The organism is Sodalis praecaptivus, from assembly GCF_000517425.1.
GTDB classification, from domain to species: Bacteria; Pseudomonadota; Gammaproteobacteria; order Enterobacterales; family Enterobacteriaceae; genus Sodalis_A; species Sodalis_A praecaptivus.
Genome location: NZ_CP006569.1, coordinates 946,330 through 969,139 on the forward strand (window position 1 = coordinate 946,330; position 22,810 = coordinate 969,139).

The following is a 22,810-nucleotide window of genomic DNA, read 5'->3' on the forward strand; positions in this document are numbered from 1 at the left end:
ATAACCCAATCTCGCCGCTGGCCCATCGCCGCGCGCCGCGCCACACTGCGGCAATGAATGATTCCCTTAACAATACCGACCGCGATAGCGGCTATACCTTACCTGAGCTGCTTCTGACGCTGGCGTTGACCGCGCTGTTGATCCTGGCGGGAAGTTATGGTTGGCGCCAGCATCAGTCCGCCCGGCAACTGGCGAGCAGCGCACACCAACTGATGGAGTTTATCGTGCGCCAGCAGTGGCATGCCGCTTGGGGTAACCGCCGCTGCCGGATCACTGCGGTCGTCGGCGAACGCTGGCAGCTGTGGGGCGATCCGCTATGCGGCTTAGGCCGCGCTTCACCGGGCGCCAGGCGCGAACCCGCGCGTTGCGCTGCTCCCTATACGGGTGTTCGCCTGTCGTTGTCGACGGCGGGCGAGCTGAGTCTGGGCGGGCTGCGCCACACCGCCAGCGCGGCGCACTTCGTCCTCAGCAATCGGGCGGGGCGTCTGCGGGTGGTGGTTTCCGGCCGCGGCCGGGTCCGGCTATGCAGCGAGCGGGGGCGCTGGGCGGGGATCCCGTCATGCTAACCGGGTGGGCGGGCGGCACGGGCGCCGCGGTGGTGCAACTTCCTGCTGTAACGCTTCCCGCTGTGGCCGACGCCGAGGCCGCGCCCGCGTCGGCTGGCGAGGACTGCGCCGGCTTTAGCCTGCCGGAATTGCTGGCCGCCCTGGCAGCGTACAGCGTGCTGTTGACGGTGGCGCTGCACCTTTTTCCCGCACTGCATCGTGGTGCCGAAGGGGCGATACGGCAGTTGCAGTTGATGCGCCAGCTTGATCTCTATGCGCTGAACATGGTCAAGGATCTGCGTCGCGCCGGCTTTTCGCCGCAGGGCAAGGCGGGGCGAGCGCTGTGGATCGGCAGGTATCTGAGGGAGCCAGCCGGCTCCTGTCTCGTGGTCGGTTATGCCTATTACGCGCGCAGCGATGCATCCGGGCATCTCGTCACCGCCACCTTCGGCTATCGCCTGCGTCGGGGGGCGCTGGAGACCCAGCGTGATGTAAGTGATTGCCAGGGGGGTGGCTGGGAAAAGGTGTTCAACAGCGATGAGCTGACGGTGACCCGGCTGCAATTCACCGCTCTCGCGGGTGGTGCGTTGCGCATACATCTTGCCGCGACCGCCCGTCGCCGGCCGGATATCGGCTACGCCGTGACGCAGGTCGTGGCGCGGCGTAATTTATGAGTCGGGAACGGGGTAGCGGCAGTGTTCTAGCGCTGGCGCTCCTCAGCGGCTTTTGCCTGCTGGCGATGTTGAGTTGGCAGCGAGCGCTCCAGGTTTCGCTGGAGCTGGCGCGGGCGCAGCGTCATTATTTGCAGGCTTTTCACCAGGCGGAATCGTCTCTCGCTTGGGGGCTAAGCCAGCATTGGCCTGCCCGGCACGGCGAATGCCGACAGCATCCCACCGCGCCATTGCGGGTTTGCCTACAGGTCAGCGGGCGGGGATATGGCTGGCTGCTGCGTGGGGAAGGAGGCGGCACAATGCTGGCGCCGCCGCTGCGGCATTATCGGCGCGTCACGCTGCATTTGGCCGTGGCGCCAGCCGCGGAGGATCCTGTTGCAGCAGCTTGCCCGACGGCACCGAGGGATCCCGCGGGTGTGGAGCCCCCGCCGGCGCCGGCGGCTTCCCTCGCGGAAGGCGCATCGCCGGACCGGGTGCGGGGGTATTTTCTGCGGGCGCGGCACGACGGCTGGCTTGATTTTGACCCGGGCTAAGGCTGCGGCAGGCGTGGCTAATGGCGCAATAGCGTAGGTAAGGGCGCGCGGAGGGGCACGATGACGACAATGCGGCAACGGCGCAGCGGCCGTCCCAAGCAATGCGGCGTGACGCCGAATCGGCGAGGAGACGGGATATCAAGCAAACGACGAAGCGCGACGTTGGCGCGGCGGGTCGGGACGCGAGAGGGATGGCGGAGCATGATACTGGCGCGGCGTCGGGATGGGATGCGAGAGGGATGGCGGAGCATGATACTGGCGCGGCGGCGGGATGGGATGCGAGAGGAATGGCGGAGCATGATACTGGCGCGGCGGCGGGATGGGATGCGAGAGGGATGGCGAGGCATGATACTGGCGCGGCGGCGAGATGGGATGCGAGAGGGATGGCGAGGCATGATACTGGCGCGGCGGCGAGATGGGATGCGAGACCGACAGCGACGCAGGAGGCCAGATCCACAGCGGGGCGCCGGTCTGGCGGAGGCGCTGCTGGCGACGGCGCTGCTCGCCCTCACCGCGCTGGGGTTGCTGGATTATCGTCAGCGGCTGGCGGTGTTCCAGCGGCGGTTACAGGATGTCTCGCTGGCGCTGAGTTTATGCCATCAGCGCCTGGAGCTGCTGCGGCAGCCAACGGCCCCAGGCGCGCTATCTCAGCCGCTCGGCTGGCGGATTAGCGTGATTGAAATATCCTGCGACGCGGCCTGCCGGCGCGTTACCGCCATGGTTACCCTGCCGACCGGCGAGCGCGTCAGCCTTAACGAATGGGTTTGCCAGAATCCGGCCGACATAACAGGTACGTGATTGCTTGTGTTCCGGGCAAATCGCGTTAGAGTGGGCGCAGGCATCGTAACAAGTCTTGGGCAGAAGGCGCGCATGGCGAGGAGTTTATGTTTACCGTTTATCATTCCAACCAGCTGGATCTGCTTAAGACCCTTACCGCCGCGCTGATTGCGGGCAGGCCGCTGCGCGATCCCTTCCAGCCGGAAGTGATTCTGGTGCAAAGCAACGGTATGGCGCAGTGGATGCAGATGGAGTTGGCGGCACACTTCGGCATTGCGGCCAACATTGACTTTCCTCTGCCGGCCAGCTTTATCTGGCAGATGTTCACCCGCGTCCTGCCCGATATTCCTGACGAAAGCGCATTTGCCAAATCGGCGATGACCTGGCGGCTGATGACGCTGCTGCCGCGTCTGTGCCAGCAGGCGGATTTTGCGGCGATAAGCGAGTATCTGCGCGATGACGATGATAAGCGTAAAGTGTTCCAGTTTGCTGCCCGGGTGGCGGATCTCTTCGACCAATATTTGGTATATCGTCCCGACTGGCTGGAAAGCTGGCAGCGGGGTGAAACGATCGACGATTTAGGCGAGGCCCAGCGCTGGCAGGCCCCCTTGTGGCGGGCGCTGATGGCGGAGACGGAACGGGCGGGGCAGCCGCTGTGGCACCGCGCCAATCTCTATCAGCGTTTTATCCAGACCTTGACGCAAAGCCAGACGCGGCCGCCTGGCTTGCCCGATAGAGTGTTCATCTGCGGCATCTCAGCGCTGCCCCCCACTTACCTGCAGGCGCTTCAGGCGTTGGGGCGCCATATCGACATCCATCTGCTGTTCACCAATCCCTGCCGCTATTACTGGGGGGATATCCGCGATCGCGCTTTTCTGGCGCGGCTGCTGCACCGCCGTCGCCGACATTATCAGCAGCAGACGGAGCAGGCGCTGTTTCGGCGCCCCGAACAGGCCGCCGCGCTATTCGACGCGCTGGGGGAGCAGCAAACAGGCAACCCGCTGCTGGCCTCCTGGGGCAAACAGGGGCGCGATAATCTTTACCTGCTGGCCCAGATGGACGGCATTGCCGAGGTAAATGCATTTGTTGAGCCGGCGGGTGATAACCTGCTAAGCCTGGTGCAGCGCGATATCCTGGCCCTTGAGGATCACGCGGTGATTGGCATGGACGGTGAAACGCTCACCCAGGGCGGCGGTAAGCGGCCGCTGCGGCTGGATGACCGCTCGCTGAGCCTGCATGTCTGCCATAGTCCGCAGCGGGAAGTGGAAGTGCTGCACGACAGCCTGCTGGCGATGATAGCGGAAGACCCGACGCTGCGCCCGCGCGACGTGATTGTCATGGTGGCCGATATCGACCGTTATACGCCGGCAATCCAGGCGGTGTTCGGCAGTGCCGGCGGCGAGCGCTACCTGCCGTTTGCCATTTCCGACAGGCGCGCGCGGCATCTCCATCCTGTTTTGCCGGCGTTTCTCAGCCTGCTGGAATTACCGCGCAGCCGCTTTGCCGCCGAGCAGGTGCTGGCGTTGCTGGAAGTGCCGGCGCTGGCGGCCCGCTTCGCCATTGATGAGCAGGGGCTTCAACTGCTGCGCCTATGGGTGGCGGAGTCCGGCATTCGCTGGGGGCTGGACGATGATACGCTGCGCGAACTGATGCTGCCCGCCACCGGCCAGCATACTTGGCAATTTGGTTTGACCCGCATGCTGCTGGGCTATGCGATGGACAGCGAGAGCGGCGATTGGCAGGGCATTTTGCCCTACGACGAATCCAGCGGCTTGATAGCCGGTCTGGTCGGCCAACTGGCTGAGCTGTTGATGCGGCTGCGCCATTGGCGCGACCGACTTGCCCAGCCCCGCGCCCTTGACGCCTGGCTTGGCTGCGCCCGCGAAATGATCGAGGATTTCTTTGCCCCCGACGCCGAGGCGGAAGCGGCGCTGGCGCTGCTGGAAAATCAATGGCAGCAGGTGCTGCAATGCGGTTTGCAGGTGGGATATGACCAGCCGGTGCCGGTGACGCTGCTGCAAGACGAGCTGGCCGCGCGGCTGGATCAGGAGCGGGTCAGCCAGCGCTTTCTGGCCGGCACCATCAACTTTTGTACGCTGATGCCAATGCGCTCAATTCCGTTTCGGGTGGTCTGCCTGCTGGGTATGAACGACGGCGTTTATCCGCGCACGCTGCCGCCGGCGGGGTTCGACCTGATGGCGCAGCAGCCACAGCGCGGCGATCGCAGCCGGCGCGACGATGACCGCTATCTGTTCCTGGAGGCGCTGTTATCCGCGCAGCAGCGGTTGTATATCAGTTTTATCGGCCGTGCCATTCAGGATAATACGCCGCGTTATCCGTCGGTGCTGGTAAGCGAGTTGAGCGATTATATTGCGCAAAGCTTCCATTTACCCGGCGACGAGCATGCCGATGCCGAGAGTAGCGCTGACCGGGTGCGCGCGCATCTGTGGCAGTGGCATAGCCGCATGCCTTTCGCGCCGGAGAATTTTCTGCCCGGCAGCGAGTCCCAAAGCTTCGCCGACGAGTGGCTGCCGGCCGCCGGCGCCGAGGGCGAGCCGCAGCCGGATTTTGTCGCGCCGTTGACGGCGCCGCCCTGCGAAGCGCTGGCGCTGGATGAGCTGCTGCGCTTTTATCGCCACCCGGTGCGCGCCTGGTTTGTGCAGCGCCTGGCAGTCTCCTTTCACCAAACCTCCCTTGAGCTGGCGGCTGATGAACCCTTTGTCATCGACGGTCTGACCCGCTATCAGCTCAATGACCGGCTGGTGAATGCCCTTATCGACGGGGACAGCACCGATCGGCTGTTCCGCCAGGTGCGCGCCGCCGGCCTGTTGCCTTATGGCGCGTTCGGCGAGCTGTATTGGGCCAAGCAGTGCCAGGAGATGACCGCGCTCTCTGAGCAGGTGCGGACGTGGCGATTGCCGGAAACGCACAGTGTTGAGGTCTTTTTGACGCTGGACGCGGTGACGCTCTCCGGCTGGCTGCCGCGGGTCCAGGCGAATGGCTTGCTGCGCTGGCGTCCCGGCACGCTGTCGGCCCGGGACGGGCTGCTGCTGTGGGTAGAGCACCTGGCCTACTGCGCCATGGGCGGCGAAGGCGAGAGCCGGATGTTCGGTACGCGCGGCGAGTGGCATTTCGCGCCGCTGCCCGCCTGCCGGGCGAAAGCGTTTTTACTTTCGCTGGTTTCCGGCTACTGTCAGGGTATGGCGTCGCCGCTGCTGCTGTTACCCCGCGCGGGTGGCGCATGGCTAAGCCAGTGTTACGACCCGGTAACGCAGAGCATCGACCGCGACGAGAGCCGGCAGCGGCAGGCCCGTGATAAACTTATCCAGGCTTGGCAGGGGAATGGCCATGTTCCCGGCGAAGGCGAGGATCCGTATCTGCAGCGGTTGATGCGTCAGCTGGAGGAACAACATATTGAGGCGATTATATCGGCCGCTGAACGGTATTTGCTGCCACCCTTTATGTTCAATCTGGCGCAGAGCGAGCCGGCGAAACGCGAAAAGAAAGCCTGAGGCAAGCGTCCGGTGCGCCGCCTCGGCGACGGCGGCAAGCGCAGTGATGTGGTTATCTTGCACGTATGTGTCACTTAAAAAAAGACTGTGGTCAGGAACGGCCCGGAAGGCAGCTATCGGAGAGTGGAATGTTGAAACTGGTTAACGGGTTATTGGGTTTCGCACTGTTTTTTTTGAGCACGGCGGCGCCAGGATGGGCGCAAAGCGGATGGCAACCGGTGCCAGAAGCCATCCACAAGAGCAGTCAAGATCCCCGCCACTATCAGGCCATCCGGCTGGATAACGGCATGACGGTGCTGTTGGTGAGCGATAAAGAAGCGGTCAAGTCGCTTGCGGCGGTGGCCGTGCCGGTAGGGTCACTGGAGAATCCGCACAATCAGCTTGGCCTGGCCCACTATCTGGAGCATATGATCCTGATGGGGTCGCGCCATTATCCAGAGCCGGAAAATCTTTCGGAATTCCTGAAAAAGCACGGCGGCGATCATAATGCCAGCACCGCGTCCTACAGAACGGCCTTTTATTTGGAGGTGGAAAACGATGCGCTGCAGCCGGCCATCGACCGGCTGGCGGACGCTATCGCCGCACCGCGGCTGGATCCGGTTTACGCCGATAAGGAGCGCCATGCGGTGGATGCCGAGCTCAGAATGGCGCGCGCCAGCGACGGCCTGCGCATGGCGCAGATCCGGTCTGAAACCATGAATCCGGCTCACCCGGGTTCGCGCTTCTCAGGCGGCAATCTTGACACCTTGAGCGATAAGCCAGACAGCAAATTGCACGATGCGCTCCAGCATTTCTACAAACGTTATTATTCGGCCAACTTGATGGTAGCGGTCATTTACAGCAATCAACCGCTGCCCGACATGGCGAAGCTGGCGGCCGCTACCTTTGGGCACATCGCCAACCACCGGGCGTCGGTGCCGCCCATCACCGTACCGGCGGTGACCGCCGCGCAAACCGGTATTGTTATCCATTACCAGCCGGTCCAGCCGCGAAAGATGTTGCGCATCGAGTTTCCCATTGCCAACAACAGCGCCGCGTTTCGCAGCAAAACCGATACTTACATCAGCTATCTCATCGGCAACCGCAGCCCGGGAACCCTGGCGGACTGGCTGCAAAAAGAGGGGCTGGCGGACGCTATCGACGCCGGCGCCGATCCCATGGTTAATCGCAACGGCGGGGTTTTCGCCATCGCCGCCTCCCTTTCCGACAAAGGGTATGCGCAGCGCGACCGGGTGGTGGCGGCCATTTTTGCCTATCTTTCATTGCTGCGGCATCAGGGGATTCAGCGCCACTATTTTGACGAGATAGCCCATGTGCTGGACCAGGATTTCCGTTTCCCGGTGATGACCCGCAATATGGACTATATCGAATGGCTGGTGGATTCCATGCTGCGGGTGCCGGTGCAACATGTGCTGGATGCCTCCTATCTGGCCGACCGCTACGATCCGGCCGCCATCGGCGCGCGCCTCGACGCCATGAAGCCGCAGCATGCCCGCGTCTGGTTCATCAGCCCGGACGCGCCGCACGACAAGACCGCCTACTTTGTCGATGCCCCTTATCAAGTGAGTAAAATGACGCCGGTACAAATCGCCCGCTGGCGACACCTGGAGCGGGCCATCACGCTTTCGCTGCCGGCGCTTAATCCTTATATCGCCAACGATTTCAGCCTGATCCGCAGCGCGAATCATCCCGAACACCCTGAAACCCTCATCGACGAGCCGGGGCTACGGTTGCACTATATGCCGAGCCGCGCGTTTGCCGACGAGCCGCGTGCGGATATTACGTTGAATTTTCGCAATGCCGCGGCCATGGGCAGTGCACGTAATCAGGTGCTGTATTCGTTAAACGACTATCTTTCCAATCTTGAACTGGCGGAGCTGAGCAATCAGGCCTATGTGGGCGGCATCAGCTTTTCCTCTTACGTCAACAACGGTCTGACCATCAAGGCCAGCGGCTACACCCAGCGCTTGGTGCCGCTGGTGAATGCGCTGCTGGACCGCTATCTGGCGATAGCCCCGACGGCGCAGCAGCTACAGCAGGCCAAGACCTGGTATCGCCAGCAGTTGGACGGTACGGATAAGAGCAAAGCCTACTCCCAAGCGATCATTCCGGCCAAGGTCCTCTCCGACATTCCCTATGTCGAGCGCGACGCGCGACGGGCGCTTATCGACGGCATTACGCTACAAGAGGTGATGGATTATCGCGCAACGCTTATCAAACCCACCGCGCTGGACGTGCTGGTGGTGGGGAATCTGACCCCCGAGCGGGCGGAAACGCTGGCGCGTGGGCTGAAGGAACGCCTGGGGCTGACCGGCACCGACTGGCGGCGGGCCGATAAGGCCACCGTTAATGCTCCGCTGCGGGCGCTTATCCAGAAGCGGCTCGATAGCACCGATTCCGCCCTGGCGGCGGTCTATGTTCCCCTCGGTTATGACCGTATCGAAGGAATGGCGTGCAGTTATCTGCTGTCGCAGATTGTCGAATCCTGGTTTTACAAGCAATTGCGTACCCAGGAGCAGCTGGGCTATGCCGTGTTTATGCTGCCTATTTTCGTCGGCGATCGGGCAGGCGTCGGGTTTGTACTGCAAAGCGGCCGCTATCAGCCGGCCTATCTTTACCAGCGCTATCTGGCGTTTTTCACTCAGGCCGGCCAGCGGCTGAACACGCTGGACCCGACGGATTTCGAGCAATACAAGCAAGGCGTAATAGCCCAGCTACAGCAGAAGCCCCAGACGCTGGGCGAAGAGGTGGATCTCTATACCGGCGATCTGGATCGCGATAATATGCGCTTTGATACGCGCGCTCGTCTGATTGCCCGTTTGCGGACGCTGACCCAGCCGCAGCTGAGCGATTATTTCCAGCGGGCGGTTATCAAGCAGCAGGGGCTGGCCCTGCTGTCGCAAATTTCCGGCGTCGGCGCGGGTAACGATACCGCCGATTACGCTCACCCCACCGGCTGGGATCTGTTTTCCGATGCGTCAGCGCTGCAACAGGCGCTGCCGGTGCAACCAAAGGAAGCCGATGGCGCTGATGACCGCCGAGAGCCTTAACCCTCTCACGTTACCGCTACAGGGCGCCCGTCTCATCGAAGCGTCGGCGGGAACGGGAAAAACCTATACCCTGGCGGCGCTTTACCTGCGGCTGCTGCTTGGGCTGGGCGGCGAGGCGGCGTACCCGCGGCCCTTGAGCGTGGAAGAAATATTGGTGGTGACCTTTACCGAGGCCGCCACCGAGGAGCTGCGCGGCCGTATCCGCGACAATATTCATCGGCTGCGGCTGGCCTGCGTGCGGGGTAAGAGTGAGGATCCGCTACTGGCGGCGCTGCTGGCGCAGCTCGGCTGTCTGCGGCTGGCCGCATTGCATCTGCTGGCGGCGGAGCGGCAGATGGACGAGGCGGCAATTTATACCATCCATGGCTTCTGCCAGCGCATGCTGAATCACAATGCTGTCGAATCCGGCATGTTATTTCAGCAAACCTTGCTGGAGGATGAATCGTTATTGCGCCAGCAGGTGAGCGCTGATTTCTGGCGCCGCCACTGCTATCCGTTGCCGCTGGACGTTGCGCGCATGGTGCAGCAGCACTGGGAGGGGCCGGAAAATCTGCTGGCGGAACTGCTGCCTTATCTTCAGGGCGAGCCGCCGGTGGTGCGTGATCCGCCCGATCTCAACGAGTCTATCCTGGCGCGTCATGGGCGCATCATTGCCGGCATTGAAGCGCTCAAGGCACACTGGCGCGCGGCGTCAGCGACGCTTAGGACGATGCTCGACGAGCATAAACTCGACCGTCGGGTGTATAGCAGCAAAAATCTGCCGACCTGGCTTGCGAAAGTCGACCGCTGGGCGCGTGAGCCCACCGTGGATTATCAGGTGCCGGATGAGCTGGCGCGGTTTAAAAGCTCGGTGCTGGCGGAAAAAACGACCGCCGGGGAGCCGCCTCGACATGAACTGTTTGCCGCAGTGGAGGCCTTTTATCAGCAGAGGCTGTCGCTGCGCGAGCTGATTTTCGTCATGGCGCTGGCGGAAATGCGTCAGGCGCTGGAGCAGGAAAAAAGGCGGCGCGCGGAGATGGGGTTCGACGATTTGCTGAGTCGCCTGGACCGGGCGCTGGCCGGCGGTGGCGGTGAAGCCCTGGCCGCGTCGGTGCGCACGCGCTATCCGGTGGCGATGATCGATGAGTTTCAGGATACCGACCCGCAGCAGTACCGTATTTTCCGCCAAATTTACGGCGATCGGCCCTGCTGCGGCCTGCTGTTGATAGGCGACCCGAAACAGGCTATCTATGCATTTCGCGGCGCGGATATTTTCACCTATATGCGCGCCCGCAGTGAAGTGGATGCTCACTATACCCTTGATAACAACTGGCGTTCCGCGCCGGGGATGATCAATGCGGTCAATCAACTGTTCCAAAGCTTGCCGGCGCCGTTTATTTTCAATGATATTCCCTTTTTGCCGGTGGCGTCTGCCGCGGGCAATGCCGACCTGCGGCTGGTGGTGCGGCATCAGCCTCAGCCGGCGCTGCGCGTCTGGCTACAGCCGGGCGCCGGTGTAGGCATAAGCGAGTACCAACAATGCATGGCGCGCCAGTGTGCCGCCACCATTCGCGACTGGCTTTACGCCGCGCGCCAAGGCGAAGCCTGGCTTGAAGGGCGTCGGGGCCGTCAGCCGCTGCAGGCGTCGGATATTACGGTACTGGTGCGCAACCGCAACGAAGCGGCGCTGATACGCGACGCGCTGGCGGCGCTGATGATCCCGGCGGTGTATCTCTCCAACCGGGACAGCGTTTTCGAGACGCCCGAGGCGCGCGAACTGCAATGGATCCTCCAGGCGGTGTTGACGCCGGAGAAGGATACCGCGCTGCGCCGCGCGCTGGCCACCGGGCTGCTGGGTTTTGATGCCGCGACTATTGATGCGCTGAATAACGATGAACGCCGCTGGGAGCAGCGGGTTGAAGAGTTTGCCGACTATCGCCAGCGCTGGCAAAAAACCGGCGTACTCCCGATGCTGCGTCAAATGATGATAAACCATCGCATCGCGGAAAACCTGTTGGCAAGTCAGGGGGGCGAACGCCGGCTGACTGACGTACTGCATTTGGGAGAACTGCTACAGGAAGCCTCGACGCAACTGGAGAACGAATTTGCGCTGGTCCGCTGGCTGGCGCTGCAAGTGGAATCCCCTAATCCACAGGCGACGAATCAGCAATTGCGGCTGGAAAGCGATCGTCATCTGGTGCAAATCATTACGGTGCATAAATCCAAAGGTCTGGAGTTCCCGCTGGTGTTCCTGCCGTTCGCGGCCGATTTTCGCGTGCAAAAGCGGCCGCTGTTTCACGATCGCCAGGCGTACGGAGCCTGGCTGGATCTCAGCGCGGCGCAAGAGAGTTTACGGCTGGCGGAGGAAGAGCGGCTGGCGGAAGATTTGCGTCTGTTTTACGTGGCGCTAACGCGTTCTATCTACCATTGCAGTCTGGGCATCGCACCGTTGTATCGCGGCAGCCGCAAAAAAACCGGCGCCAGCGATCTGCATTTGAGCGCACCCGGTTACCTGATTCAGCAGGGGCAGGATGGCGATGCGGATGAGCTGCACGATCGGCTGGTAGCGCTGGTGGCGCGCGCCGACGGCGATATTGCCCTGTGCGAGGCGCAGGCCGAACCGGCGCAACCGCTGAGACCCGCCCCCGAGCCCGCTCCCGCGCTAAGCGCCCGCAACTGGCCCGCGCCGCCGCGCGATCCCTGGCGGGTCACGAGCTATTCCGGTCTGCAACGGCACGGCAGCTCGGCGGTGATGGAGCTGCAACCGCGGTTGGACGTAGATGCCGCGGGGGAGGGCGGGCAGCAGGAAAGGCTACAGTTGACGCCGCATACCTTTCCGCGCGGCGCGTCGCCGGGGACGTTTTTGCACGGTCTATTTGAAACGTTGGATTTCAACCGGCCGTTGGACCCGCAGTGCCTGAGCGAGCAGTTGGCGCAGCAGGGCATCGACGCCGTTTGGCTGCCGGTGCTAACGCACTGGATGGAGAGCATTATCGCCATGCCGCTGGATGGCGGGTCGCTTTCTCTCGCGCATCTGGCGCCCGACAGCCGCCTTGCTGAATTGCCGTTTTATCTGCCTATCGATGCGGTGGTGCAGGCGCGCGATCTGGATCTGCTCTGCAAGCGCTACGATCCGCTTTCGGCACGCTGCCCACCGCTGGATTTTCCGCAGGTCAAAGGGATGCTGAAAGGATTTATCGACCTGGTTTTCCGCTGGCAAGGCCGTTATTACCTGCTGGACTATAAATCCAACTGGTTGGGGGAGGAGAGTGCCGCCTACACCTTGCCGGCGATGGAGCAGGCGATGATCGCCCATCGTTATGAGTTGCAGTACCAGCTTTATACGCTGGCGCTGCATCGCTTTTTGCGCCACCGCCTGGTGGATTATGATTACCAGCGCGATTTCGGCGGGGTATATTATCTGTTTCTGCGCGGCATCGACGCAGCGCAACCGGGTAATGGCGTGTTCCATTGCCGGCCGGACATGGCCTTAATCGACGGACTAGACCGCTTATTTACCGGCGAAACGCGGCCGGCGGCGCAAAGCGGCTGACGAAGGAAGCTTGTCGATGGAAAACATTGTTGCCGAGGCGCTACGGTTGCTCAGCGCCGACGCGCGGTCGGCGGCGGCGCAAAGCGGCTAACGAAAGAAGCTTGTCGATGGAAAACATTGTTGCCGAGGCGCTACGGTTGCTCAGCGCCGAAGCGTGGTCGGCGGCGGCGCAAAGCGGCTGACGAAGGAAGCTTGTCGATGGAAAACATTGTTGCCGAGGCGCTACGGTTGCTCAGCGCCGACGCGCGGTCGGCGGCGGTGCAAAGCGGCTAACGCAGGAGACTTTATAGATGGAAGAGATTCTTGCCGAAGCGCAACGGTTGCGTTTGTTCCGGCCGCTGGACGTCCAATTCGCCCGTATGCTGGCCACGCCCGCCGAGCCCGCGCTGATGTTGGCCAGCGCCTGCCTCAGCGCCGATGCCGGCGCCGGCCATGTTTGCCTGCCGCTGGCGCTATTAACGCCGGCGAAGCTGTTTGACGGCCGGATGCCGACGCTGGCGCAGCAGGCCTGGCTGCGGGCCGGTAGCCCCTCTCTTGACGACTGGCAGCAGCACCTGCTGGCGTCCAACGCGGTGAGCGACGGTTCACGTCCAACACCGCTGGTGCTGGATAACCAGCGCCTGTATTTACAGCGCATGTGGCGGCATGAATGCGCGGTGGCACAGTTCTTCAACCGGCCGCGACCGCCGGTAGCCGGCGACGAAACCGCCCTCGCTGCGGTGCTGGCGCGCTACTTTCCCGGCGACGGCGCGGGAATCGACTGGCAAAAAATCGCCGCGGCGGTCGCGATAACGCACCCGGTGGCGCTAATATCGGGCGGGCCGGGCACCGGCAAGACCTCCACGGTGGCGAAGCTCCTGGCGGCCCTGTTGCAGTTGAGCGACGGCGGCCGTGCGCGCATGTTAATGGCGGCCCCCACCGGAAAAGCGGCAGCGCGCCTGAGCGAATCCCTCGGCCTGGCCCTACAGCGTCTGGAGCTGGATGAAGAGCAGAAACAGCGATTGCCGCGCGAGGCGATAACGCTGCACCGCTTGCTCGGGGCGCAGCCCAATAGCCAGCGGATGCGCTATCACCGTGGAAACCCGCTGCATGTGGATATTCTCATCATTGATGAAGCATCAATGGTTGATTTGCCGATGATGGCCAATGTGATTGCGGCGCTGCCGCCGCAAGCGCGGGTGATCTTCCTGGGGGATCGATGTCAGCTATCCTCGGTGGAGGCGGGAGCGGTGCTGGGCGATATCTGCCAGTTCGCCGAGGCCGGTTACAGCCCCGCGCGCCGCGCGGAGCTGATGCGGCTAACGGGCTTTACGCTGCCGGCGGGTACGGGCGGCGGCGGTTATGGCGTTGCCGATAGTTTATGTCTGCTGCGTAAAAGCTACCGCTTCGATGAAGGGTCCGGCATTGGCCGGCTGGCAAATGCTATCAACGCCGGCGACGCCAAGGATGCGCTGGCGCTGCTTAACGCCGGCACCGCGGCGGATGTCGTCTACACGCCGCTGCGTGAGACGGCGGATTATCAGCGTATGCTGGACGACTGCGTCGAGGGCTATCGGGACTATTTGGCGCGGGTGCGCAATCATGAGGCGCCGGCCGCGATTCTGGACGCCTTTAACCGTTTCCGCCTGCTGTGCGCGCTGCGGGAAGGGCCTTTTGGCGTCGCCGGTCTGAACGACCGTATTGAGCTGGCCTTGAGCCGGGCGGGGCTGCTTGCCCTCGGCAATGCCGGGCGCAGCTACGCGGGGCGGCCGGTGATGATCGTACGCAATGCGCCGTCGCTGGGGCTGTATAACGGCGATATTGGGATCTTGCTCTGGGATGGCGAACAGACGTTGCGCGTGCATTTCTCCCTGCCGGACGGCGGTGTCAAAGCGGTGCCGCTAAGCCGACTGCCGGAGCATGAGACGGCATTCGCGATGACCGTGCATAAATCCCAGGGGTCGGAATTCCACCATACCGCGCTGGCGTTACCCAATCAGATCTTGCCGGTGTTAACGCGAGAATTGCTGTATACCGCGGTCACGCGCGCGCGTGCGCGGTTGTCCCTGTACGCGACCGACGAGGTATTGCAACACGCCATGGCAACCAAAACCCAGCGGCGCAGCGGCCTAATCGAGCGGCTGGCTGCGGGCCAGGCGGTACCGCCGCAGCCAGCCGATGACCGCTGACGCGCGCGGCGATGTTTTTCGCCTGGCCCGCCGGTCCCACGGTATCAGGCTCAACGGCCGTCCCGCGTGCTGGCCGTTAGGATTGCCTCACCGCACCGTGGCCGTCCTGTCACTTCGCCGTTTCGATCGCTTTATCGTTTAACGGCCGTCCCGCGTCTCAAGGTCGGCCACCAGAATTTTAGATCGGCGCTGGTAGTTATACAGCGCTTTTTTTTGGTTCGGCAGTATATCCACTTCCGCCGGGGTGAAGCCGCGCTCTTGAAACCAGTGAATGCTGCGGGTAGTGAGTACAAACAGTTTCTTCAGCCCCATTCGACGCGCCTGTTGCGCGATGCGCGTCAACAGCATCTCGCCGCGTGACGAACTGCGATAATCGGGATGCACCGCCACGCAGGCCATTTCCCCTATCTGCTCATCGGGAAAGGGATAAAGCGCCGCGCAGGCGATGGTCATGTTGTCCCGTTCGATTATGGTAAATTTGTCGATTTCCATCTCCAACTGCTCGCGAGAGCGGCGCACCAAAATCCCCTGCTGCTCCAGCGGACGAATGAGCGCCAGAATGCCGCCGATATCGTTGATGGTGGCCCGCCGCACCTGCTCGGCGCTTTCCATCACAATCTGCGTGCCGATGCCGTCGCGGGAAAAAAGCTCTTGCACCAGCGCGCCATCTTCTTGATAACTAATAAGATGGCAGCGCCGCACGCCACTGCGGCAGGCTTTTACCGCACCCCGCAGAAAGCGCACGGTGCCGGAATGGTAATCGCCGCGCGCTTCCAACTGTTCGATGCGCCGCTGGGCGTCGTTGGGGAACAGTTCGGAAATAATATCGTCGTCTTCGCCAATCACGCCCTGCGACGAGCAAAAGCCGATAATCTTTTCTGCTTTCAGCTTGATAGCCAGCTGCGTCGCCACCTCTTCGGAGGTGAGATTAAAACTTTCGCCGGTGACCGAAACCGCCACCGGGCCGAGAAGGACGATGGCACCGCCGTCCAACTGGCGGTGAATCGCCTCATCATCGATACGGCGGATGCGGCCGCTGTGGCAATAGTCCACGCCATCATCCACGCCCAAGGGCTGGGCAATAATAAAATTGCCGCTCACCACATTGATGTGCGCGCCCTGCAGCGGCGTATTATTCAAGCTCATCGACAGTCGGGCGGTGATATCCAGCTGTAGCTGGCCGGCGGCCTGCTTCACCCGTTCGAGGGTGGGGGCGTCGGTGACGCGGGTATGTTTGTGGTAAATCGGCTCAAGATGATGTACCGCCAGATTGGCGTCGATTTGCGGCCGGGCGCCGTACACCAGCACCAGGCGGATACCCAGGCTGTGCAACAGGCCGATGTCATTAACAATACTGGCGAAATTTTCATGCTCGATGGCTTCGCCGCCCAGCATAACGACAAAGGTTTTGCCACGGTGTGCATTGATATAAGGAACCGTATGGCGAAAACCCTGAACCAATTCTGTACTGCGTTCCTTCACGGCCTACCCTCTGTGAATGATTATTCTGATTTTGTGTATTTTTATTCTTTTAACCCCCGCTTGGCAAGTCCCGATTTACAGTAGCCCACTTTGTAAAGATGCGCAAAGTCCGCTCCGCACCGCCCATGTCTGGCCTTTTCGGGATGACAGCGGCCGGCGGTTTGGTTAAAGTTTCCGCCGTTAACGATAAACGATTGGTTTTTCAGATAATGCACATGTTATTACCGGGGCGTTATGCCTGATTCAGAACACAACCGCGCGCGCCGACATTTGTTGCAGGGCGTGGCCGCCACCTGGTTGCTAAGCGTCAGCCGGGTTGGCTTCGCCGCCACCCCAACCATTGTGGCGGTGCGCATTTGGCCCGCCTCTAGCTATACCCGCGTGACGCTGGAATCGAACGTCACCTTGAAATACCGCACCTTCACCTTGAGCGGCCCGGAGAGGCTGGTGCTGGATATCGAAGGGCTGCGGCTCAATTCGATGCTCAGCCAGCTCAGCGGCAAGGTGCGGCCGGAAGACCCCTATATTAGCCAGGTGCGGGTCGGCCAGTTCGATGGCCAAACCGTGCGGCTGGTGCTGGAGCTGAAACAGAAAGTGGCGCCGCGTTTTCTGACGCTGGCGCCGGCCCACGGCTTCCGCCACCGGCTGGTGCTGGATCTTTACCCGCACCAGGGCAGCCGTTCCGCGGTGCAGGACGACCCGCTACTGGCGCTGCTGGAAGATTATAACAAGGGCGATCTGGCGCGCACCCTGCCGCCGGAATCCCAGGCGCCGCAGGCCGGGAAGGCCGGGCGCGATCGACCGGTGGTGGTGATGCTCGATCCGGGCCACGGCGGCGAAGATCCCGGCGCTATCGGCAAATATAAAACCCGTGAAAAGGATATTGTTCTACAGATAGCCCGCCGCCTGAGCGCGCTGATTAAACGCGAGCCGAATATGCAGGTCTACATGACCCGTAATGAGGATGTGTTTATCCCGCTGAAGGTGCGGGTAGCCAAGGCGCGTAAGCAGCGGGCGGATTTGTTCGTTTCAATACACGCCGATGCATTTACCCGCCGCACCGCCCACGGCGCCTCGGTATTCGCGTTATCCACTAAAGGGGCCACCAGCGCCGCGGCCCGCTATCTGGCCCAAACGCAAAACGCCGCCGATGAGATAGGCGGCGTGAGCAAAAGCGGCGATCGCTATTTGGATCATACGATTTTCGATTTGATGCAGACCGCTACCATCAACGACAGCCTAAAATTCGGTAAACATGTGTTAAATCATGTGGGCAAGATCACCCAATTGCATAAAAAGAGCGTCGATCAGGCGGGTTTTGCGGTTTTGAAAGCGCCGGATATTCCCTCGATTCTGGTGGAGACGGCATTCATCAGCAATATTCAAGAAGAACGGCGGCTGCGTACCGCCCGGTATCAGCAACAGATGGCGGAAGCGATTTTGGCGGGTATCAAAGCCTATTTTGCCGCCGGAGGCGTACTGGCGCGGCGCTAAAACGCCGCGCTTGGAAATGGCTGCCTGATGTGGCTGCTTCTCACCTCCGCGCTCCAGGCCGGCCTGCGCGAGCGCCGGAGCCGGGTTTGGCCCATGTGTTGCGAACTCCGACGATAACGGAGCCGCGCGGGCACCCTATCAAGGCAGATCCGGCGTCAGGTCCATTTTGCTCCATTTCTGCGACAGCTGGCGGATCACGCCATCGTGCGCGGCGGCGGTGATAGCCGCGTCAAAGGTGGCTTTCAGACGGGTATCCCCTTTGCGCATGCCCATTGCGACATCGGTGGCGAGCATCGCGCCTTTGAGATCCGGTCCGGCATTAATAAGCGTGTCGTTGCCGGGTTTCGCCATCACCGACCGGGCATACACTCCGCTATCAAAACCGGCGTCGATACGGCCTGCCTTGAGATCCAGATCCCGCTCCGCCGAACTGCGATAGGTGCGTACCGTGACGTCATCGCCGAAGTAAGTTTTCATCAGTTGCTCGTGGCTGGTGGATTGCACTACCCCGACCGTTTTGCCTTTCAGCATAGCGCCAAGCGTCGCCATCACCGGATCCGCGCGGGTTTTATCGTTAAGGTTTAGCCGTTCGCCACGCATCGGCATCGACGCCAACGGCCCGTTTTTCAGCACCAGAAAACTGGCGACGCCGCTGGCGTAAGGCACGGTGAAATCCACCACTTTTTTACGTTTTTCATTGATGCCCAGCGTCATCACCAAATCATATTTACCCACGTTAAGGCCCGGTACCAGCGTGGCCCAGGCGCCACTTTCCAATTGACATTCCACTTTGGCCCGCCTGCACAGATCGTGGATAAGATCCACGTCAAATCCTTGCAACTGACCGTGGGAGTCGAGGGCGTTCCAGGGAGGAAACGCACCTTCGATCGCGACGCGCACCCGTTGCCCGTCCTGGGCATCGGCGGCGAATGTCGTGAAGGCGAGGGCGACTGCCAACGCGGCGGCGATAACGCTAGGCTGTTTCATAGACGAGTTCCGGTTACAGAGGATAACGGCCGGCGCGCCGGCCACGGCAATGCACCCGCCCTGAATCAGGAGGGGTGCGCAATAGCCGCTGCCAGCGCGGCGTGGGCTTCGCGCAGCGCATGCGCGGCCAGATTGCGGCTCTGGCGCGCGGGAGCGGCGTAAAACGGCTGTTCTTCGCTGTCGGCCGGCAGCGCGGCCAGTTCCCGCAAGCCGCCTAGCGACGGCCAGGCCGGATGCGGCAAAGCGCTATCGTGGCAAAAACGATTACCGGCGGTGTAATTGAGCGGAACCAGCAGACGAGAAGCGCGCATCAGCGCATGGTTCAAACGCTGGGCCTGCTCGCCGCGGGCGCTTAATGCCAGTTGATTAACCGCCGCCGCCGCTTGCCGCAGATCCTGGACCCGCTGGCGCAATAGGCCGAGATCCAGACGATCCCCCAGCGCAGCTTGCAGGTTGACCAGCTCGGCGTCCAGCGAGACGCAGAAGGCGGTATAATCCAGCGGCACCACGGGCGAACTGAGCAAGCGCCACAGCACCCGCAGTACGATGGCGGTGTCGCGTTCCAGATTGGCGGGATCGATATGCTCAAGGGTATCGTGCGGCGTATGCCACCACCAGCCGAGGGCGGTCAGCATTTTGACCGGGCCCGGCGGTTGATGGCTTAGGCTGCCGAACATTGACGGGATGCCCACGCCCCAAAAAGACTGATCGGCGGCCCGGCCGTGCCGGCGGCCGAGGTGCTGCTGGCCGCTGACGGCCGCCACCGCTTCGGCGGCGACGCCTTTGAGTTCGTCAATCACCGACGAATTCGTCAGGACGCTGGCGTTTTCACCGCCGGTGGAATCCACGTTAACGTGGGCGACGCAGCGCCTATCAAGTTCATCCCAGTATTCATCCGCATACCAGGCGGAGCCGGAGTAGCGGCCGTGGGAATGGCCGGACCAGAAACACAGACGCAGGCCGCGCTGCCAGCCTTCGCGCGCTTCGGCCAGCAACCGCGCCGCTTCCAACATCGTGGCATTGGCGCTACCGTTATCCATGACGCCGTAATGCCAAGTATCGTGATGGCCGGCGAACAGGACAAAGGGCGTCTCATCGCCGCCGGGGGAGAGCTCGGCCACTAAAATCGGGGTTTTGCGCCAGCGGGTGTCGACCTGAGCGTACAGGGTGACCTGCGGTGATTCGCCGTTGCGGCAGCGGTTGCGCAGCGGCGCGCCGTCGTCGCGGCTGATGGTACAAATAACCGTAGTGGGCAATTGCTGGCGGGTGTGCTGCGAGGGGCTACCCCAGACCGGCGAGACGCACATCTCGTAAAGATGCTCCGTCGGGCTGATATGCAACTGGCCCACGGCGCCATAGCGCTTGGCCAGCGCCGCCTCCTCCTCGGTGGTGATGCCGTCTATCAGCACGATTTTGCCGGCAACGTCGGCCGCGGCGAAATCCGCCTCATGCCCGGCGCCGATATAGGTAAGCGGGGCGGTGATCCCCGCCTCAACCGTGGAGAGCGACATGGAGTGGGTAATGCAGGGAATGGGCTCACCGTCCACCGTCACCCGCGCCTCGCCTGGCAGACTAATCCAGGCATCGTGCGACAACAGTTCGGTGCGATAGCCGTAGGATTGCATCTGTTGCTGTAAATAGTGGAAGCTCTCCAGCTCGGGCGCCGTGCCGGACAACTTGACGCGTTTGGCGAATTCGGCCAGATGCGCCATCAGGCGCGGCCGATCCGGCGAAGCGGTGAGCTTAGACATGGGCGTTCTCCGGTAACGGCGGATCCACATCGTCAGGGATGGGATTGATAAACGGACGATCGGCCAGGCGCCGGGCGAAGTCTTCTTGCGCGCGGGCGATAAGCGCCGGGTCCTGTAAGAGATCCAGCGCGGTGGCGGCCATCGCCTTAGCGGCATGGGTCATCCCTTTATGGGCGGCGGGCAATTTCCCTTGCGCAACCAACTGCCAGGAGTGTCCCGGCGTACCGATGGCATAAGTGGCGCCGCGCAGCTGGACCGTCGGCACCACCCAGCTTACGGTACCGACATCGGTGGAGCCGACCAGGGTGCCGTCGCCGCTTTCCGGCGCAAACACCACATCGCATAGGGGGACATCGTTACGCACCGGCAGGCCAAATCGGCCAAAGGAAGCGGCGATATCGTCCGCACTGAAGGTTTGCTGAAACTCGGCGGCGATGCGACGATCCGCCTCGTCGAACGGCGGCGGACCCAGCCGCTCGATATGCCGATGCATGAGCTGTTCGAGCGGGGTGTTGCCCACCAGGTTGGCGTCACCGCTAAGCACTTCGTGGCTTAACGTGGTTTCCGTCATCAGGGCGGCGCCGCGCGCCACGTTCTTCACGCGCTCCACCAGCGCCAGCAGGTCCGGCAGCGTGCGCGAGCGGATCAAATAGCGCACCGTTGCTTTTGCCTGGACCACGTTCGGCGAATGGCCGCCGGTATCGGTGACCGCGTAATGGATACGGGCCGTTGACGGCATATGCTCGCGCAGATAGTTAACGCCGACGTTCATCAGTTCGACCGCATCCAGCGCCGAGCGGCCCAGATGGGGGGAGGCGGAGGCATGGGCGGCGCGGCCGCTGAAATGGAAATTCAGTTCATTGCAGGCCAACGAAATGGGGTTGTTCACGCCGGTGAACGCCGCCGGGTGCCAGGATATGGCGATATCCACATCATCGAATACCCCGGCGCGCACCATAAACCCTTTTGACGAGCCGCCTTCCTCCGCCGGGCAGCCGTAATAGCGTACTCGGCCCTTAATACCGAGCGCGGCCAGCGTATCCTTCACCGCCGTCGCCGCCAGCAGCGAGCCGGCGCCCAGTAAATTATGGCCGCAGCCGTGGCCGTTGCCGCCGTTGACCTGCGGACGCGGTTCGGCGATGCCGGCCTGCTGACTGAGACCGGGCAGCGCGTCGAATTCGCCGAGTATAGCGATAACCGGTCCGCCTTCACCCGCTTCTCCCATCACCGCCGTCGGCAGGCCGGCCAGGCCGGTCTGAACCCGGAAGCCCTCTTTTTCCAACAGGGCTTTATGGGCGGCCGCCGATTGGTATTCCAGATAATTGGTCTCGGGGGTGTCCCAAACCAGATCGCTTAACGCGCAGAAGGCGGCCTGTTTCGCGGCGATTTGCGCGTCCAGCTGGTCGTTGACGGAAGTAGACATGACGCGGTTCCAAAATGTTTACCAAAATTGGCACCAATTTACGTCGCCTGGTTTGATTGTGCAACGTTTAACCGCGCCTATAAGAGAAAGCTATGACCAGCGCGTTGGCGATAAGGTGGCAATAGGCGCGGCGCGGTGGCAGAATGCGCCGATAAACCGTGAGAAATCCTTTATGCCTAAGCAGAAACGACCGGCGTCGTCGGCGATAATGACCGATAAGGTCACCGAATTGATCCTGCACGATATCCAGACCGGCTTACTGGCGCCCGGCGCCTGGTTGAAACAAATCGATCTGGAACAGCGTTATCGCTGCGGCCGACCGGAAGTGCGTCGCGCCTTGGACCGGCTGGCGCAAAAGCGGCTGGTGGCCCATGTCCCCAACCGCGGTTACCATGTCTATCGACCCGACGGCCGGCAGGAAGGTGAGGTGGCGGAGATCCGTATTTTGCTGGAAACCGGCGTTGCCGGCCGTATCGTCACCGCCGCCACGGCGACGGATATCGCGCTGCTTGAGCGGCTGGCGGCGGAATTCGCCCGGTTGATGGCCGACGGCACCACCCTGGAGCTATACGAGGCCAATCTGGCGTTTCATCATCATCTTTTATCGCTGTGCGGCAATCAGGAATTGGTGGCGCTGGTGGCGGAAATACGCCAGCGCACCAGCGCCGCGCCGGTGCATCAGTGGACCACCCGGGCGCGGATTGCACAATCCGCCCGCGAGCACGACGAGATGATCGACGCGGTGCGCCAGGGCGACGGAGAGCGACTGCGGACGGTCATGACGCGGCATATCCGCCAGCAGGATCGCTAATGGCCGTCAGCCCGCCAACGAGCGTAGAATCGCTAATGGCCGTTTGCTCGCCCAGAGCGTAGAATCGCTAATGG

At 62.2% G+C, this 22,810-nt stretch carries 14 protein-coding genes; 10 read left to right on the top strand and 4 right to left on the bottom strand.

Going from position 1 to position 22,810, the window contains the following annotated elements; genetic code table 11:
• The first annotated feature begins 53 nt into the window (after positions 1-53).
• From SANT_RS24010 to recD, 8 genes are all read left to right on the top strand, one after another.
• The gene (locus SANT_RS24010; RefSeq protein WP_025421072.1) at positions 54-566 is read left to right on the top strand and encodes a prepilin-type N-terminal cleavage/methylation domain-containing protein; all 513 of its coding nucleotides are present in this window, start codon (positions 54-56) and stop codon (positions 564-566) included.
• Complete coding sequence (locus SANT_RS22835; protein WP_025421073.1) at positions 560-1,219, top strand: prepilin-type N-terminal cleavage/methylation domain-containing protein; 660 nt, start codon at positions 560-562, stop codon at positions 1,217-1,219. Before SANT_RS24010 ends, SANT_RS22835 begins: the two co-directional genes overlap by 7 nt.
• The gene (locus tag SANT_RS04320; protein WP_025421074.1) at positions 1,216-1,749 is read left to right on the top strand and encodes a DUF2509 family protein; all 534 of its coding nucleotides are present in this window, start codon (positions 1,216-1,218) and stop codon (positions 1,747-1,749) included. The genes SANT_RS22835 and SANT_RS04320 overlap by 4 nt, the downstream gene beginning before the upstream one ends.
• 420 nt (positions 1,750-2,169) lie before the next feature.
• A complete protein-coding gene (locus SANT_RS24450; RefSeq protein WP_071882064.1) occupies positions 2,170-2,547 on the top strand; it encodes a prepilin-type N-terminal cleavage/methylation domain-containing protein in 378 nt (125 codons plus the stop codon).
• 86 nt (positions 2,548-2,633) lie between these two features.
• Positions 2,634-6,038, top strand: coding sequence for an exodeoxyribonuclease V subunit gamma (recC, locus tag SANT_RS04330; RefSeq protein ID WP_025421076.1), 3,405 nt, complete (start codon positions 2,634-2,636; stop codon positions 6,036-6,038).
• Positions 6,039-6,166: 128 nt separating this feature from the next.
• A complete protein-coding gene (gene ptrA / locus SANT_RS04335) occupies positions 6,167-9,088 on the top strand; it encodes a pitrilysin (protein WP_025421077.1) in 2,922 nt (973 codons plus the stop codon).
• Complete coding sequence (recB, locus tag SANT_RS04340) at positions 9,060-12,620, top strand: exodeoxyribonuclease V subunit beta (protein WP_025421078.1); 3,561 nt, start codon at positions 9,060-9,062, stop codon at positions 12,618-12,620. Before ptrA ends, recB begins: the two co-directional genes overlap by 29 nt.
• A 290-nt stretch (positions 12,621-12,910) precedes the next feature.
• The gene (gene recD / locus SANT_RS04345) at positions 12,911-14,788 is read left to right on the top strand and encodes an exodeoxyribonuclease V subunit alpha (RefSeq protein ID WP_025421079.1); all 1,878 of its coding nucleotides are present in this window, start codon (positions 12,911-12,913) and stop codon (positions 14,786-14,788) included.
• A 138-nt stretch (positions 14,789-14,926) separates the two neighbouring features.
• Here the strand turns inward: recD and argA are convergent, their stop codons facing one another.
• Complete coding sequence (gene argA / locus SANT_RS04350) at positions 14,927-16,270, bottom strand: amino-acid N-acetyltransferase (protein ID WP_025421080.1); 1,344 nt, start codon at positions 16,268-16,270, stop codon at positions 14,927-14,929.
• A gap of 234 nt (positions 16,271-16,504) precedes the next feature.
• Here argA and amiC point away from each other — a divergent pair, with 234 nt between their 5' ends.
• The gene (gene amiC, locus SANT_RS04355; protein WP_025421081.1) at positions 16,505-17,764 is read left to right on the top strand and encodes an N-acetylmuramoyl-L-alanine amidase AmiC; all 1,260 of its coding nucleotides are present in this window, start codon (positions 16,505-16,507) and stop codon (positions 17,762-17,764) included.
• A 138-nt stretch (positions 17,765-17,902) separates the two neighbouring features.
• Here the strand turns inward: amiC and SANT_RS04360 are convergent, their stop codons facing one another.
• The 3 genes from SANT_RS04360 to SANT_RS04370 form a co-directional block, all read right to left on the bottom strand.
• Complete coding sequence (locus SANT_RS04360) at positions 17,903-18,751, bottom strand: transporter substrate-binding domain-containing protein (RefSeq protein ID WP_025421082.1); 849 nt, start codon at positions 18,749-18,751, stop codon at positions 17,903-17,905.
• Positions 18,752-18,816: 65 nt separating this feature from the next.
• Positions 18,817-20,502, bottom strand: a complete 1,686-nt coding sequence (locus SANT_RS04365; RefSeq protein WP_025421083.1) for a M28 family peptidase — start codon at positions 20,500-20,502, stop codon at positions 18,817-18,819.
• Complete coding sequence (locus tag SANT_RS04370) at positions 20,495-21,925, bottom strand: M20 family metallopeptidase (RefSeq protein ID WP_025421084.1); 1,431 nt, start codon at positions 21,923-21,925, stop codon at positions 20,495-20,497. Before SANT_RS04370 ends, SANT_RS04365 begins: the two co-directional genes overlap by 8 nt.
• Positions 21,926-22,097: 172 nt before the next feature.
• Here SANT_RS04370 and SANT_RS04375 point away from each other — a divergent pair, with 172 nt between their 5' ends.
• Positions 22,098-22,736, top strand: a complete 639-nt coding sequence (locus SANT_RS04375; protein WP_025421085.1) for a GntR family transcriptional regulator — start codon at positions 22,098-22,100, stop codon at positions 22,734-22,736.
• Positions 22,737-22,810: the final 74 nt, after the last annotated feature.

Excerpts from the sequence above, each read along its gene's own strand:
- SANT_RS24010 (WP_025421072.1), top strand. The coding sequence starts at position 54 with ATGAATGATTCCCTTAACAATACCGACCGCGATAGCGGCTATACCTTA.
- SANT_RS22835 (WP_025421073.1), top strand. The coding sequence starts at position 560 with ATGCTAACCGGGTGGGCGGGCGGCACGGGCGCCGCGGTGGTGCAACTT.
- SANT_RS04320 (WP_025421074.1), top strand. The coding sequence starts at position 1,216 with ATGAGTCGGGAACGGGGTAGCGGCAGTGTTCTAGCGCTGGCGCTCCTC.
- SANT_RS24450 (WP_071882064.1), top strand. The coding sequence starts at position 2,170 with ATGCGAGACCGACAGCGACGCAGGAGGCCAGATCCACAGCGGGGCGCC.
- recC (WP_025421076.1), top strand. The coding sequence starts at position 2,634 with ATGTTTACCGTTTATCATTCCAACCAGCTGGATCTGCTTAAGACCCTT.
- ptrA (WP_025421077.1), top strand. The coding sequence starts at position 6,167 with ATGTTGAAACTGGTTAACGGGTTATTGGGTTTCGCACTGTTTTTTTTG.
- recB (WP_025421078.1), top strand. The coding sequence starts at position 9,060 with ATGGCGCTGATGACCGCCGAGAGCCTTAACCCTCTCACGTTACCGCTA.
- recD (WP_025421079.1), top strand. The coding sequence starts at position 12,911 with ATGGAAGAGATTCTTGCCGAAGCGCAACGGTTGCGTTTGTTCCGGCCG.
- amiC (WP_025421081.1), top strand. The coding sequence starts at position 16,505 with ATGCCTGATTCAGAACACAACCGCGCGCGCCGACATTTGTTGCAGGGC.
- SANT_RS04360 (WP_025421082.1), bottom strand. The coding sequence starts at position 18,751 with ATGAAACAGCCTAGCGTTATCGCCGCCGCGTTGGCAGTCGCCCTCGCC.
- SANT_RS04365 (WP_025421083.1), bottom strand. The coding sequence starts at position 20,502 with ATGTCTAAGCTCACCGCTTCGCCGGATCGGCCGCGCCTGATGGCGCAT.
- SANT_RS04370 (WP_025421084.1), bottom strand. The coding sequence starts at position 21,925 with ATGTCTACTTCCGTCAACGACCAGCTGGACGCGCAAATCGCCGCGAAA.
- SANT_RS04375 (WP_025421085.1), top strand. The coding sequence starts at position 22,098 with ATGCCTAAGCAGAAACGACCGGCGTCGTCGGCGATAATGACCGATAAG.